This is a genomic window from Polymorphospora sp. NPDC050346, from assembly GCF_040655695.1.
Taxonomy (GTDB): Bacteria; Actinomycetota; Actinomycetes; order Mycobacteriales; family Micromonosporaceae; genus Polymorphospora; species Polymorphospora lycopeni.
Genome location: NZ_JBFAKM010000043.1, coordinates 36,620 through 50,354 on the forward strand (window position 1 = coordinate 36,620; position 13,735 = coordinate 50,354).

The window sequence follows — 13,735 nt, forward strand, 5'->3', positions numbered from 1 at the left end:
GACGCCACACTCGAAGGCCGGAGTGATGGGCCTCAGTGGTCGGCCGCGCCAACTTCCCAGCTCGGGACCGCGGTGGTGCTGACCGGTCGCGGGCCCGCGTACTCCATCAGCACCAGCGCGATGTCGTCGTCGAGACGGCCGTGCACCCACTCGACCAGCGCCGTCTCCAGGGACGCCAGCCCGTGGCCGACCGTGCCGTGCCCCAGCAGCCGCCAGGCCCGGTCGGCGGTCGGGAAGAACTCGCCGTCCCGGCGCGCCTCGCCCAACCCGTCGGTGAAGAGCAGCAGCCGGTCACCGGGTTCGAGACGTTCCACCCGGGGCCGGACGACCGGCATGAACCCGAGCGGTGGCGCCGGCGCCGGCGGCTCCAGCGGGATCACCTGCCCACGACGCAACAGCAGCGGCGGCGGGTGACCGCAGTTCACGATGGTCAGCGTGCCGCCCCGCTCCTCGACCAGCGCCGCGGTGACGAAGTCCTCGTCGCCCACGCTGCGGGCCACCGCCCGGTCCAGGTCGGCGACGATCGCCCGCAGGTCCGACCGCTCGTACGCGACGTGCCGGTAGGAACCGAGCACGATGCTGGCCAGCCGTACCGCGTCCAGGCCCTTGCCCCGGACGTCCCCGATGATCATCCGGACGCCGTACGGGGTGTCGAGCGCCTCGTAGATGTCCCCGCCGATGTCGGCCGTGGCCGTCGCCGAGATGTAGCGGCCGGCGACCGCCAGGCTGCCGACCTGCGGACCGATCGGACGCAGCACGGCCTGCTGGGCGACGGCGGCGAGCTTGGACAACTCGGCGATCTGCTCGGCCTGCCGCTGGCGGATCGCCGCCACCCCGGCCGCGATCGCGGTGGCCAGCCCGATACCGATCACGTTGACCACCGCGGCCAACGAGACCACCTGGCCGGTCAGGGCGAACCCACCCGCGACGACGGTCGACAGCACACCGACGGCCAGCACCATCCGCCACGACGCGAACGCCGCCGCCAGGAACGGTGCCGCCGCCACCAGACCGACGTAGTTGACCATTCCGCCGTCGGCCAACTCCACCGCCGACACGAGCGCGAGCAGCACAAGGGCCGCGCCGAGACCGGCGCGGGATCCTGGGCTGAGCGGGCGGCGGCCCGACGAGAAAAGTGGCATGGGTACGCCGAACAGCATGCCTGATCGACGGGCGCGACTGAACGAAGTTGTCCCCTCGGCTATCTGGTTTTGGCCACCCGGCCGCCCACCAGCCGTGCCCGAGCCACGCGCGGGCACCATCGGGCGCGGTTCAGCCGGCCAGAACCTCGTACCGGACCTCGACCTCGCCCTGTTCCAGCGGCGCGATCGCACCGAACGCCGCGCGCGACAGATCGATGCAGCGCCCCTCGACGAACGGCCCACGATCGTTGATCCGTACGACGACGGATGCGCCGGTGGCCGGGTTGGTCACCCGTACCCGGGTGCCGAACGCCCAGGTCCGGTGGGCGGCGGTGAGGGCGTCCGGATCGAACCGCTCGCCGTTGGCCGTGAGCTGCCCCTCGGCGTAGAACGAGGCGCCGCACGATCCGCTGTCCGTGACCTTGTCGTCAGCAGCGGGCCGGGTGGCCGACGGCGTCGGCCGCGGGTTGCCGGACGAGGGCCGCGCGGGCGACCGACTCGGCGCCGGCGCGGTCGAGGTCCTGGGCGCCGGGGGCCGGGTCGACTCCGGCGCCCGGGTCGTGGTCCCGGGCCTCGCGCTCGTCGGAGCGGGAGTCGGGACCCCGGTGGTCGGCGGGGCGGTGGTCGGGGCCGGGCCGGTGGTCCGCGTCCCGGGTGGTGTGGGTATGGCGAACGGGGAGCCGCTGCCCGGCATCGGCGCGTCGGCCGGCGTGGGCGCCCGGAACGGCGCCGGCACGTCGACCGCCGTCGGCGTGGCCGGGCCGGTCACCTGCCGTACGCCGGCGATCCCGCCGCCGACCAGCAGGACGCCCGCCAGGATCGCCGCTCCCGCGATCCACGGTCGCCGGTCGGGTTTCCGCGAATGCCGTCCCGCCACGCCGCTGACCTCCCCAAACGCAGATCTCGTACGCCGCGAACCGTAGCCAGACCGGCACATCCGAAGTCAATATGATCATTGGCTTTGGCCCTGCTTTGTGGTGAAACGTCTGTCCGAACGTCCGACCCGGGCGGACTCCCGGCTCGGCAGGATGGTGACGTGCACGCTGACCTGAGGAAACGCCTGGTCACCGAATTCCGGTGGCTCGACCCCGGCCCGCACAGCACCCACCTGGTCAGCGACATGTCCGGCTGGTGGCACGACCCCGAGATCCTGGCCGGAATCGGCCCGGCGCTCGCCGCCCTCTTCCCCGCCGACCGGCCAACCGTGATCATCTCGCCCGAGGTCACCGGATACCTCGTCGGGCCACTCGTCGCCACCGCCATCGGGGCCGGCTTCCTACCCGCCGTCAAACAGGCCGAGGGCCGGCAGGTGGCCGAGCCGGTGACCTGGGCGCACACCCCACCGGACTACCGCGACCGGACGCTGCGGCTCGGCGTACGCGACCGGCACCTCGGCCCCGCCGACCGGGTGCTCGTCGTCGACGACTGGGTGGCCACGGGAGCCCAGGTACGCGCCATCCACGAGATCGTCGACCGGCGCGGCGCCACGCTCATCGGTACGGCCGCCATCGTGGCCGACTGCCCGACCGAACTCGCCCGCGATCTCGGCCTACGCACCCTCCTCCAGGCTCACCACCTCGACGGCTGACCATCATCGCCCTGGCCAGCGGCCTCTGATCACTGTGGAGGTTGCGTCCGGATGGGCTGGTAGGCCAGGGCCCGGTCGACAACCTCGGCCGCCGACAAGGGCGTGGGCGGCCAGAAGATCAGGTCGGCGACGCCCGGGCAGACGAGATCGCGGGCGAGCCGGTCGAGCCAGCGGTCCAGTTCCTCGTCGTCCGCATACTCCCCGTTCATGATCCGTTCCACCAGCACGATCGCCTGATCCCGGGTCAGTCCCTCGCCCATGCCGCTCCGCCTGTCGTCACCTGTCTCCAGTCTGACCTCAACCATCGCCGGCACGGGAGACGTCTTGGCATCCGTAGCCCAATCGCTTGCCAGAGCCCCCATGCGCGCTGTAATGCTGGCCCGCATGCAATCAAGAGCGTGGCTAAAACAGGATCATCAATTCGCACCGGGCAAGGAACTGTTCCGGTCGGAACGTCGCTTCGTGGTCTGGGCTTACGCTCTGAGCCACAGCCAACTGCTCCTGCGTGCAGAACAGGCGTCTCATGACAGGTACAGACAATCCCGTATCGATATTCTGTTCAAACCGGTCGATGCGATGAAGACGCGGATGCACTACGACGGCCTCGTGTTGCGGTGCGCCACCGTCGAGGAAGACGAGCACATCCTGCGCGAGACCGGCCGGTCGGCCGCCCACAAAAGGGTCTTCATCATCGAGTCGGGTGGGTTGCCGGACTATGTCGTCGCGATGGCCGTCGGCTGGCAGGAAGACGACCAGGAGAACCATGATCCCAGCGCCCTCGCCTTCTTCGTGGGAGCGACCGACCCCACACGGCTCTTGCCCTCCGAGTTGCCCGTCCCGTGGAGCACGATCCAGGCAGCGCAGATGCCTGACTAGACCCGCCACGCGTAGTGCGGCGACGCAAAGGGCACAGCGACCCAGATCGAGGAGAGCCGAAATCGGGCACGTAGCGGGCCTGACAAGCAGAAAAAGCGGTCCACATGAGTGAAGCCCAGGTCGGAAATCATCCGAGCCTGGGCTTCTCTGTGGAGCGGGTGACGGGAATCGAACCCGCACTGTCAGCTTGGGAAGCTGATGTTCTGCCATTGAACTACACCCGCGAGCGGACCTCACTGTACCTGGTCGGCTGCGCTGACGCACGGACCCCTCCCGATCCGCGTGACCAGGGGGTGGGCGCACGTTGGGCGGGCGCCGGCCCCTGGCCACGCGGATCTTCGGGGGGATGGGGTGGGCTCAGGCGGCTAGCTGGGTCGCCACGGCGGGCGACGTCGCGGGGTCCAGCCAGAGTCGGACTTCGGGACGGCCGGCCGGGTCTGCCGTCAGCGGGGTGGCGCCGGACTGGCCGTGTCGGGCGACCATCGCGACCTCGATGCTGAACTCGAAGAGGCGCCAGTCGACGTCGTCGGTGGCGCGCAGGGTGTCGGCCAGCCGGGCGACCCGTGCCTCGTCGGTCACGGGACGGGCGCGGCCGGCGACGTAGGCTTCGTCGTCGCTGTCCTCCGGGGGGAACGAGTGCAGGGCGTACCGGCCGTCGCGCTCCAGGTCGCGGCGTTTGGGTGAGTCGACGACGAAGCAGAAGAGGCCCTCGTCGGTGATCACCGGGGCGACGGGGTGTACGCGCGGCCCGCCGTCGGCCCGGACGGTGGCCAGGTAGCCCAGCCCGGGGCCGTACTGGTGCATCAGCGAACGGATCGCTTCGGCGAGTCGGGGCTCGTCGGCGGCGAACTCGGTCCAGGTAGCCATACCGGAATTCTATCGAACATCTGTACGACACGGGTAACGAACCGCGGATCTGACCAGCACAATCTGCCCGAACCGGCGGGGCGGGCCGCCGACCTGCCCAGCCCCGCTCGCTATGGTGTGACGATGCTGCTCTCCGACCGCGACCTCGTCAGTGAGATCAAGGCGGGCACCCTGGCGCTGGAGCCGTTCGATCCGGCCCTGGTCCAGCCGTCGAGTATCGACGTACGGCTCGACCGGCTCTTCCGGGTGTTCAACAACCATCTCTACACGCACATCGACCCGTCCGTGCAGCAGGACGACCTGACCTCGGCGGTCGAGGTGCCGGACGGGGAGCCGTTCGTGCTGCATCCGGGCGAGTTCGTGCTCGCGTCGACGCTCGAGGTGATCTCCCTCGGCGACCAGCTCGCCGGACGACTGGAGGGCAAGTCGAGTCTCGGCCGGCTCGGCCTGCTGACGCATTCGACGGCCGGCTTCATCGATCCGGGCTTCTCCGGGCACGTGACGCTGGAGCTGTCCAACGTGGCCAACCTGCCGATCACGCTCTGGCCGGGGATGAAGATCGGTCAGCTCTGCATCTTCCGGCTGTCGTCGCCGGCCGAGCACCCGTACGGGTCGGCGGTCTACGGTTCGCGCTACCAGGGGCAGCGTGGGCCGACGCCGAGCCGCTCGTGGCAGAACTGGCGGACCTGGCCGGTCCGCTGAGGCACGAAGGCAGTAAAGGGGCGCCTCCCGTCGAGGGAGGCGCCCCTTTTGGCGTCGCCGTCACATCCTGGGGCGGCCGAAGCTGTGAATCGTGCCGTTGTCGTAGCGCTTCATCAGGACCGGTACGCCGGCCTGGGAGGCATGCACCAGCCAGCCGTTGCCGACGTACATGCCGACGTGGCTGAGGTCGGAGTTGTAGAAGACGAAGTCACCGGGGCGCAGCTCGGAGCGGCTGATCGAGGGCATCATCCGGCGCTGGGCGGCGGCGTTGTGCGGCAGTCGTACGCCGACCTTGCCCCAGGCGGCGAGCATCAGGCCGGAGCAGTCGTAGCCGTTCGGCCCGGAGGCGCCCCAGACGTAGGGCTTGCCGATCTGGGAGCAGGCGAACTTGGCGACCGTGCTGGCCGGCCCACCCGGGTACGTCGCCGGACAGGGCGCCGGACGCAGCGAGCCGAGGCCGCCGGAGGTGCCGTACGCCTTGAGCCGCAGATCCTGGAGCTTCTTGATGTCCGCGTTGATCTGCTTGGTCTTGGCTGCCAGCTCGGCCTCGGTGGTGGTGAGCTGGGCGACGAGGGTGTCGAGCGGGCCCTTCTGCGCCGTGTACTGCGCCTTGAGGTCGACCACGCTCTGGATGTCGCGGGCCTGCCGGCGGGCGAACTGGTCGAGCAGTTCCAGCTGGTCGGCGAGGGTCTGTGGCGAGCCGTTGGTGAGAATCGAGTTCAACGCCGACGTGTTGCCGCCCTTGTAGGCGCGGGTCGCGAACTGACCGACGCGTTCCATGGCCAGGTCGACCTGGAGCTGAAGCGGGGCGATCTTCGCGGCGAGGCCGTCGGCCTGCTTCTTCTTCGTCGCCAACTGCTCGCGGGTGGCGTTGTGTTGCTCGATCACCGGCTCGAGCTGGCTCCACGACTTGTCGATCTGGGCTTCGATCTCGGCGACGGTCGGCTCGGCCTGGGCGGGCACCGCTCCGAAGAGGACGATGGCGACACTGGCGACGGCGACGAAGACGGTTGTCCTCGTCAACCGGCGGAGACGTGGCAGGGCCGGCGGTCGGCCGGCGGTCGCCGGCCGGAAGGGTCGGCGCCACGGTGCATGATCAGCCACCGGGGTCGGTGCTCCTTCTCCTTCGGACCGCCTACCGGGTTAGCTGACGGGTTCGGGCGGGAGAGTTGCGCCCTACCGCAAGTCTGCGGATTCACCCCGGTTACTTCTGGGTCCCCGGCTCACGACCTTGTTGTGACTCGGCGGTGTCGAGTCGACGCCATCCCTGGTGGATGGCCGGATCCCGCTCGACGGTTCATCACATTAGGCAGCGCCGTTATCAATGCGCAACCACCGGACCTGTGAAATCCGTTGCGTGTCAAGTCTGTCGCAGTCAGTCAGGCATGAAAGTTTCCTACAGTACGCAGACATCGTCCGGAATCCATTGACGGGAGCGGCCACACGGACGAAGGTGACGACATAGATCAATCCGACTGGAGGTTCGATGCAGCGTCTCACCAAGCCGACGGGCAGGCGGATCCTGCTCAGCGTCGCGGTCGTCGGCGCCGCGACGCTCGTGCCGGTCAGCCCGGCACCCGCCGTGCCAGCCCCGACCGATACCAGACAGCAGCAGTACGCCGCCGCGTCCGCCGAGTACGGCGTACCGGAGAGCATCCTGCTCGGCGTGTCGTACCTGCAGTCGCGCTGGGACACCAACGCCGGCACGCCGAGCACGAGCGGCGGGTACGGCCCGATGCACCTCACCGACGCCGCGCACGTGGCGAGCCTGCCGGTGCCCGGCCACCACGGCACCCACGAGGACCCGCGCGGCGACACCTCCCGCGAGGCGATCGAACTCGAACACCCCGCGCCCAACCCGCCGGACGAGGCGGCGCTGCGTACCCTCGGCACCGCCGCCGGACTGACCGGGGCCGGAGCCGAGGCGCTGCGTACCGACCCGGTGGTCAACATCCGCGGCGGCGCCGCGCTGCTCGCCGTGTACCAGCGGGAACTGGGTGCCCCGCAGGGTGCCGGCAGCGACCCGGCCGACTGGTACGGCGCGGTCGCCCGCTACTCCGGCGCCGACACCCGTGACGCGGCGGCCGCCTTCGCCGACGAGGTCTACTCGACGATCCGTACCGGCGCGACCCGACGGACCGACGACGGCCACCAGGTCAGCCTGGCCCGGCACGCCGGCCTCACCCCGGCGACGTCCTGGCTGGACCGGCTCGGCCTGCGCAAGCTGGCCCGCCCCGACGGGCTGGAGTGCCCGGACGACATCTCCTGCGAGTGGCTGCCGGCACCGTACGAACTGCGCGGCGACGGCACGGTTCCGACCAGCTACGGCAACCACGACAAGGGCAACCGGCCGGCCCAGCAGAAGATCGAGTACATCGTCATCCACGACGCCGAGGGCTACTTCGCCGGCACGACCCGGCTGGCCCAGGACAAGAACTGGGTGAGCTGGCACTACACGCTGCGCTCGGTCGACGGGCACATCGCCCAGCACCTGAAGGCCAAGGATGTCGGCTGGCACGCCGGCAACTGGTTCGTCAACGCCAAGGCGATCGGCCTGGAGCACGAAGGCTTCGCGGCCCAGGGCACCTGGTACACCGAGGCGATGTACCGCACCTCCGCCAAGCTGGTGCGGCACCTGGCGCTGCGGCTCGGCATCCCGCTCGACCGGCAGCACATCATCGGGCACGACAACGTGCCCGGCACGCTCGCCAGCAACATGGGCAGCATGCACTGGGACCCGGGCCCGTACTGGAACTGGTCGCACTACTTCGACCTGCTGAAGGCGCCGTTCTGGAGCACCGGCACGCACCGTACCGGCCTGGTCACGATCGACCCCGACTTCGCGACGAACCGGCCGGCGTTCACCGGCTGCGAGGTCGCGGGCGTACCGTGCCCGTCGCGCGGCTCGTCGTCGGTGATCCTGCGCAGCGCGCCGAGCCCGGACGCCCCGCTCGTCAACGACCTGGCGAAGCGCCCCGACGGTACGCCGAACACGATGCACATCTCCGACCACGGAGCGCGGGCGTCGGCGGGGCAGACGTACGCGATCGCCGAGCGGCGCGGCGACTGGACGGCGATCTGGTATCTCGGGCAGAAGGCGTGGTTCCACAATCCGCCGTCGGCCCCGAACGGCAAGTGGTCGATCGGCCTGGTCGCCACACCCAAGCCCGGCAAGGACACCATCCCGCTGTACGGCCGCGCCTACCCCGAGGCGGCGGCGTACCCGGCGGGCGTGCCCTACCAGACGATCTCCCCGTTGCAGTACACGATGAAGGCCGGCGAACGGTACGCCGTCGGTGACGTGCTGGGCAGCGAGTACTACCGGGCCAGCACGTACGAGGGCAACTCGCCCGGCGACTGGACGGTGATCCGCGGCGAGAAGACGTACGTGCAGATCCAGTTCGGACACCGGTTCATGTACGTGGACCGGGAGGACGTACAGATCCTGATGTCACCAGTCGGCGCTCCGCGCTGACACCTACCTGGTCACCAGTCGGCGCTCCGCGCTGACCTACCTGGTCACCAGTCGGCGCTCCGCGCTGACCCGTTCCAAAGGAAACGGCCCCCGCTTCAAGCGGGGGCCGTTTCGTGGGAACAGATGCCTAACCGGTTCCGACGCGCCGGAAGCCGACGACCGGCTTGCCCATCTGGTCGATGCTCGCCATCTGCACCGGTAGACCGGCCCGGGGGGCGTGCACCGTGACCCCGTTGCCGAGATAGATGCCCACGTGGCTCAGGTCGCTACCGAAGAAGACCAGGTCTCCGGCTTTGGCATCGGCCCGGCTCACCGCGGTTCCGCGGTTCCACTGCGCGCCGGTGTAGTGCGGCAGGGACACGCCGGCCCGGGCCCACGCGTACTGGGTCAGGCCGGAGCAGTCGAAGGAGTTCGGACCGGCCGCGCCCCACACGTACGGCTTGCCGATCTGGGCGCAGGCGGTGGCCACCGCACGGTTCGGGTGGTTGGTCGGGCAGGTGCCGATCCGGACCGGCGGACCGATGGGCACGTTCATGGCGGCCTGCATCCGCTCCAGGTTCTTGATCTCGGCGTCGATCTTCTTCTTCTTCGCCGCGAGATCGGCATCCTGCTTGCGCTGCTCGGTGATGACCGTCTCGAGGGTCATCTTCTCCGTCTCGTACTGCTCCTTCACGGTGACGACGCCGGCAACCTGCCGCTGCTCGTGGCGGGCCAGCATCCGGAGCATCGTCATCTGGTCGGCGAGGCTGTCCGGCGTGCCGACGGTGAGCAGCGCGTTGAGGCTCAACGACGGGCCGCCCTTGTACTGCTGGGTGGCGAGCAGGCCGATCCGCTCGGTCGCCATCTCGGTCTGCAACATCAGCGGCTGGATCTTCTTGTCGAGTTCGGCCGCCTTCTTCTCGTTGGCCTTCAACTCGACACGGACCTTGTTGTACTGCTCGATGATCGGTTCTAGTTCGTGCCACTTGTCGTTGATCTGCGCCTCGAGTTGGGCGGCGGTCGGCTGTGCCTGCGCCGGTATCCCGGGCAGCAGGGTCACGGCCAGCGCCGCGCTGAGGGCAAGGAGGACTCGCGCGCCGAGACGCGGCAATCGGTAACGGCTGGCCACCGGAGACCCCGACTCCTTAGTTGCGACCGCGGGCGCCTCTCGGGGGAAGAACGGAGGCCGACATCCACACACGGTCGGTGCCTCACCTTAGAGGTGTCTCCAAAGTGAATCAAGACGGCGCTTAGCCCTGATGTCTCCCTGGGCGCTCCCTGAACCCCGGCTGAGATCCGTTACGGGTACGTCAGTTGCCGGTCTTGGCCGGCGTGGTGTCGGGCTTGACCGAGCGCAGCAGGACGGTGGCGACGTCGACGACCTCGACGTTGTCCTCCTCGCCTTTGCCGGTCACCCCGTCGCCGAGCATCGTGTAGCAGAACGGGCAGCCGACCGCCACGGTCTTGGCCCCGGTGGACAGCGCCTCCTCGACCCGGTCGACGTTGATCCGCTTGCCGATCCGCTCTTCCATCCACATGCGAGCGCCGCCGGCACCGCAGCAGAACGACCGCTCGGAGTTGCGCGGCATCTCGGTGAGCCCGCCGTCGACCGCCGACCCGAGCACCTCCCGCGGTGCGGCGAAGACCCGGTTGTGCCGGCCGAGGTAGCACGGGTCGTGGTAGGTGACGCCGCCGTCGACCGGGGTGACCGGAGTCAGCTTGCCGCTGGCGACGAGGTGGGCGAGCAACTGCGTGTGGTGTACGACCTCGAACTTGCCGCCGAGTTCGCCGTACTCGTTGCCGAGGGTGTTGAAGCAGTGCGGGCAGGTCGCCACGATCTTCTTGACGCCGGCCTCGTTGAGGGTCTCGACGTTCTGCTGGGCCAGCATCTGGAAGACGAACTCGTTGCCGATCCGGCGGGCCGGGTCGCCGGAGCACGTCTCGCCCTCGCCGAGGATGGCGAAGTTGACGCCGGCCTCGTGCAGCAGGGTGGCGACCGCGCGGGTGGTCCGCTTCGCCCGGTCCTCGAACGCCCCGGCGCAGCCGACCCAGAAGAGGTATTCGAAGTCCTCGACCTCGCCGACGCGGGGCACCTCGAAGTCGAGGCCCTTGGTCCAGTCCTCACGGGTGTTCTGCGGGGCGCCCCACGGGTTGCCCTTGTTCTCCAGGTTGCGCAGCATCACGCCGGCTTCGGACGGGAAGGACGACTCGATCAGCACCTGGTAGCGGCGCATGTCGACGATGTGGTCGACGTGCTCGATGTCGACCGGGCACTGCTCGACACAGGCGCCACAGGTGGTGCAGGACCACAGCACGTCGGGGTCGATGACGCCGCCGTCCTCGGCCCCGCCGATCAGCGGGCGCTCCGCCTCGGCCAGCGCCAGTACGTCCACGTGCGCGAGCTGGGCCGCGGTTGCCTTCTCCTCGCCGGTGAGGTCCTTGCCGCCGCCGGCGAGCAGGTAGGGCGCCTTGGCGTAGGCGTGGTCGCGCAGGCTGAGCACCAGCAGCTTGGGCGAGAGCGGCTTGCCGGTGTTCCAGGCCGGGCACTGCGACTGGCAGCGGCCGCATTCGGTGCAGGTGGTGAAGTCGAGCAGGCCCTTCCAGGTGAACTGCTCGACCTGGGCGACGCCGAACTGGTCCTTCTCCGGGTCGGCCTCCTCGAAGTCGAGCGGCTTGCCCTCGGACATCATCGGGCGCAGCGCGCCGAGGCCGGAGCCGGCGCTGCCGGGGTCGCGCTTGAAGAAGATGTTGAAGAAGGCCGAGAACCGGTGCCAGGCGACGCCCATGGTGACGTTCAGCGAGATCACGATCAGCCAGGTCATCGAGATGGCGATCTTGATCAGGGCGACGATGCTGAGGGCGGCCTCGGACGCCGGCAGCACCGACCCGAGGGCGTGCGACACCGGGGTGGCCCACACCGGGTAGTCGAAGTGGTCGGTGGCGACCTTGAACCCACGGATGAAAAAGCCGCAGATCAGGATCGTGAAGATGACCCATTCGACGAAGTAGGCCTGCCACATGGTGGAGCCGGTGAAGCGGGACAGCCCGCGGGCCCGGGTCGGACGGTTGATCAGCCGGATCACCATCAGGACCGCGATACCGACGAACCCGAGTACGCCGATCAGCTCGGTGAGCAGCCCATACGGCAGCCAGCCGCTGAGCAGGGGCAGGCCGACCCTCGGGTTGACCACCTCGAAGTACGCCTCGAGCACCAGGGTCGACAGGGCGATGAAGGCGATCATCACGAACCAGTGCGCGGCCCCGACGACGCCCCAGCGGAGCATCCGGGTGTGGCCGGCGATCTCGACCAGCATCGTCTTGAGGCGGGTGCCCCGGTCGGTCAGCCGCTCCGGAGCCGGCTGGCCGAGCCTGACGACCGCGACCATCCGGCGGACCGCACGGACCGCCAGCCATACCGCCACCGCGGTGATCGCGGCGGCGAGGACCGTAGTGACGATCTGGACTGTGCCCATGCCTGGCCTCCCGGTCTGCCTGGGTACGGCTGATGACCGGGGGGACGACCGGCCATGCGATGCAGCCTACGCGCCAGGTTACCCGTCAGTAACGTGAGAGTCCCAACAGGCGGGCCGCATCATCCTGCGGCCACCTTAAGGCTCGTTACGGCAACATGATCGGCGGCCGCCCCTGGGGACGGCCGCCAACTTTGTCACACGCCTGTGGAAAACCTGTGGATAACAGGGTTGCCGGTCAGCGCCAGCGGGACAGCAGGATCAGCGAGCTGACCATGGCCCCGAAGCCGACCGCCAGGTTCCAGTAACCCCAGGTGGCGACCGGGTAGGCCGTCTCGGACAGGTAGTAGACAACCAGCCAACCGATGCCGAAGACAATCAATGAAACCGCGGCGATCGGAAGCCAGATCGGGCTAGGCTTGCGGGTCGCGGCTGTCGAAGTCGGGCGCACGTCGGTCGGCGGGGTGTACACCTTCTTCTTGCGAACCTGAGACTTTGGCACGACGCTCTCCTGAGTGAGGGGTTGATCCTCGTCCGGCCTGACAACCGGACGCAGGGGCGACGGTCCATGGCCAATAATGTTCGAGAGCTAGCGTAGTCAAGACAACGCGCTCAGGCCACGTATGGGTTGAAGACAGGTACGTACAGCGTGCCGGCCCGATGCGGCCGGGCCGCGAACCAGCCGGGCCGGACGACGGTCCGGACGACGATCGATGCCGTCCGGAGCGGCGGAGGGAGGCAACGTGGAATACACCTCGGGCGCCGCCTCTTGGCGCCAGGTGTTCCGCCGCGTCGCCGCCGGACTCAGGTGGCGGCCCGCCAGGTCACGTCGCACCGGCTGGAGTGTCGGAGTGCCGCTGATCGCCCTCGCCGCCGGCCTGCTCTTCACCACGACCGCGACCACCGCCGACGGCACCGCCCTCCGCGAGGACCGCCGGCCACAGCTCACCCAGCTGATCGAAGAGCGCCGCCAGCAGGTCACCGACAACGAGGAGCGGGCCGCGCGGCTGCGGGCACAGGTCACGGCCCAGGCCGAGGAGTTCGCCGGCTCGGACACGCCGATCGCCGAGCAGCGCAACCGCGCCGAGTCGAGCCGGCAGGCAGCCGGATTCACCGCGATGCGCGGACCCGGTCTGGTCGTTGAACTCAACGACGCACCACAGGTCGGCGAGGGCAACCGGCCGGATGCCGCGACCAACGACGACCTCGTGGTGCACCAGGGCGATGTCCAGGCCGTTGTCAACGCCCTCTGGGCCGGTGGAGCCGAAGCGATGTCGATCATGGATGTGCGCGTACTGTCAACAAGCGCTGTACGCTGCGTAGGCAACACGCTGTTGCTCCACGGGCAGGTCTACTCGCCACCGTTCAAGATCGCTGCAATCGGGGATCCCGCCCACCTTCAGCGGGCGCTGACCGAGTCCGAGGGGGTCCAGTTGTTCAAGGACGCCGTTGACCACTACCAGCTCGGTTACCGGGAGTCGGTCGAGACCAATCTGGGTGTGCCAGCCTACGACGGTTCGAGTGCCCTGCGCTCGGCGAGGGTGCCAGAGTGAATCCCATGAGCGGCGATGGGCCCGAGAGGCGTAACGGTCGCCATCGCGCGACCGGCACAGACGACGCCACAGCGTTGATTCCC

At 69.2% G+C, this 13,735-nt stretch carries 13 protein-coding genes, 1 tRNA gene and 1 riboswitch; of the genes, 5 read left to right on the forward strand and 9 right to left on the reverse strand.

Features of this window, described 5'->3' with window-relative positions; translation table 11 throughout:
- Window positions 1–32 precede the first annotated feature (32 nt).
- The gene (locus AB0I42_RS31525; RefSeq protein ID WP_357543107.1) at window positions 33–1,160 is read right to left on the reverse strand and encodes a PP2C family protein-serine/threonine phosphatase; all 1,128 of its coding nucleotides are present in this window, start codon (window positions 1,158–1,160) and stop codon (window positions 33–35) included.
- 112 nt (window positions 1,161–1,272) lie between these two features.
- Entirely contained in the window at window positions 1,273–2,019 is a 747-nt protein-coding gene (locus tag AB0I42_RS31530) for a septal ring lytic transglycosylase RlpA family protein (protein ID WP_357543109.1), read from the reverse strand.
- 159 nt (window positions 2,020–2,178) lie between these two features.
- On the opposite strand from AB0I42_RS31530, the gene AB0I42_RS31535 reads away from it, so the two are divergent.
- A complete protein-coding gene (locus AB0I42_RS31535) occupies window positions 2,179–2,730 on the forward strand; it encodes a phosphoribosyltransferase family protein (RefSeq protein ID WP_357543111.1) in 552 nt (183 codons plus the stop codon).
- Window positions 2,731–2,759: 29 nt separating this feature from the next.
- Here the strand turns inward: AB0I42_RS31535 and AB0I42_RS31540 are convergent, their stop codons facing one another.
- On the reverse strand, window positions 2,760–2,990 hold the full coding sequence (locus AB0I42_RS31540; RefSeq protein WP_357543113.1) for an e9imm peptide: 231 nt from the start codon (window positions 2,988–2,990) through the stop codon (window positions 2,760–2,762).
- 112 nt (window positions 2,991–3,102) lie between these two features.
- Between AB0I42_RS31540 and AB0I42_RS31545 the strand changes: the two genes are divergently transcribed.
- Complete coding sequence (locus tag AB0I42_RS31545) at window positions 3,103–3,606, forward strand: hypothetical protein (RefSeq protein WP_357543115.1); 504 nt, start codon at window positions 3,103–3,105, stop codon at window positions 3,604–3,606.
- A gap of 150 nt (window positions 3,607–3,756) precedes the next feature.
- On the opposite strand, the gene AB0I42_RS31550 is transcribed toward AB0I42_RS31545, so the two are convergent.
- Window positions 3,757–3,830, reverse strand: a tRNA-Gly gene (locus AB0I42_RS31550).
- A gap of 133 nt (window positions 3,831–3,963) precedes the next feature.
- The gene (locus tag AB0I42_RS31555; protein ID WP_357543117.1) at window positions 3,964–4,473 is read right to left on the reverse strand and encodes a pyridoxamine 5'-phosphate oxidase family protein; all 510 of its coding nucleotides are present in this window, start codon (window positions 4,471–4,473) and stop codon (window positions 3,964–3,966) included.
- Window positions 4,474–4,596: 123 nt separating this feature from the next.
- Here AB0I42_RS31555 and dcd point away from each other — a divergent pair, with 123 nt between their 5' ends.
- Window positions 4,597–5,175 (forward strand): dCTP deaminase, encoded by a 579-nt coding sequence (gene dcd / locus AB0I42_RS31560; protein WP_357543120.1) that lies wholly within the window; start codon window positions 4,597–4,599, stop codon window positions 5,173–5,175.
- Window positions 5,176–5,235: 60 nt separating this feature from the next.
- On the opposite strand, the gene AB0I42_RS31565 is transcribed toward dcd, so the two are convergent.
- Complete coding sequence (locus AB0I42_RS31565; RefSeq protein ID WP_357543122.1) at window positions 5,236–6,198, reverse strand: NlpC/P60 family protein; 963 nt, start codon at window positions 6,196–6,198, stop codon at window positions 5,236–5,238.
- A gap of 94 nt (window positions 6,199–6,292) precedes the next feature.
- A riboswitch (cyclic di-AMP (ydaO/yuaA leader) is annotated at window positions 6,293–6,432 on the reverse strand.
- Between the two features lie 229 nt (window positions 6,433–6,661).
- Between AB0I42_RS31565 and AB0I42_RS31570 the strand changes: the two genes are divergently transcribed.
- Window positions 6,662–8,650, forward strand: coding sequence for a peptidoglycan recognition family protein (locus AB0I42_RS31570; protein ID WP_357543124.1), 1,989 nt, complete (start codon window positions 6,662–6,664; stop codon window positions 8,648–8,650).
- Window positions 8,651–8,777: 127 nt separating this feature from the next.
- Here the strand turns inward: AB0I42_RS31570 and AB0I42_RS31575 are convergent, their stop codons facing one another.
- From AB0I42_RS31575 to AB0I42_RS31585, 3 genes are all read right to left on the reverse strand, one after another.
- The gene (locus AB0I42_RS31575) at window positions 8,778–9,758 is read right to left on the reverse strand and encodes an NlpC/P60 family protein (RefSeq protein ID WP_357543126.1); all 981 of its coding nucleotides are present in this window, start codon (window positions 9,756–9,758) and stop codon (window positions 8,778–8,780) included.
- A 181-nt stretch (window positions 9,759–9,939) separates the two neighbouring features.
- Window positions 9,940–12,102 carry a (Fe-S)-binding protein gene (locus AB0I42_RS31580; RefSeq protein WP_357543128.1) on the reverse strand — a complete coding sequence of 721 codons (2,163 nt, stop codon included), beginning with the start codon at window positions 12,100–12,102 and terminating at the stop codon, window positions 9,940–9,942.
- A gap of 235 nt (window positions 12,103–12,337) precedes the next feature.
- Window positions 12,338–12,601, reverse strand: coding sequence for a cell division protein CrgA (locus AB0I42_RS31585; protein WP_212824848.1), 264 nt, complete (start codon window positions 12,599–12,601; stop codon window positions 12,338–12,340).
- 241 nt (window positions 12,602–12,842) lie between these two features.
- Here AB0I42_RS31585 and AB0I42_RS31590 point away from each other — a divergent pair, with 241 nt between their 5' ends.
- Complete coding sequence (locus tag AB0I42_RS31590; protein WP_357543130.1) at window positions 12,843–13,652, forward strand: DUF881 domain-containing protein; 810 nt, start codon at window positions 12,843–12,845, stop codon at window positions 13,650–13,652.
- Window positions 13,653–13,735 lie beyond the last annotated feature (83 nt).

Coding starts and splice junctions, on each gene's coding strand:
- AB0I42_RS31525 (WP_357543107.1), bottom strand. CDS start 1,160: ATGCTGTTCGGCGTACCCATGCCACTTTTCTCGTCGGGCCGCCGCCCG.
- AB0I42_RS31540 (WP_357543113.1), bottom strand. CDS start 2,990: ATGGGCGAGGGACTGACCCGGGATCAGGCGATCGTGCTGGTGGAACGG.
- AB0I42_RS31545 (WP_357543115.1), top strand. CDS start 3,103: ATGCTGGCCCGCATGCAATCAAGAGCGTGGCTAAAACAGGATCATCAA.
- AB0I42_RS31555 (WP_357543117.1), bottom strand. CDS start 4,473: ATGGCTACCTGGACCGAGTTCGCCGCCGACGAGCCCCGACTCGCCGAA.
- dcd (WP_357543120.1), top strand. CDS start 4,597: ATGCTGCTCTCCGACCGCGACCTCGTCAGTGAGATCAAGGCGGGCACC.
- AB0I42_RS31570 (WP_357543124.1), top strand. CDS start 6,662: ATGCAGCGTCTCACCAAGCCGACGGGCAGGCGGATCCTGCTCAGCGTC.
- AB0I42_RS31580 (WP_357543128.1), bottom strand. CDS start 12,102: ATGGGCACAGTCCAGATCGTCACTACGGTCCTCGCCGCCGCGATCACC.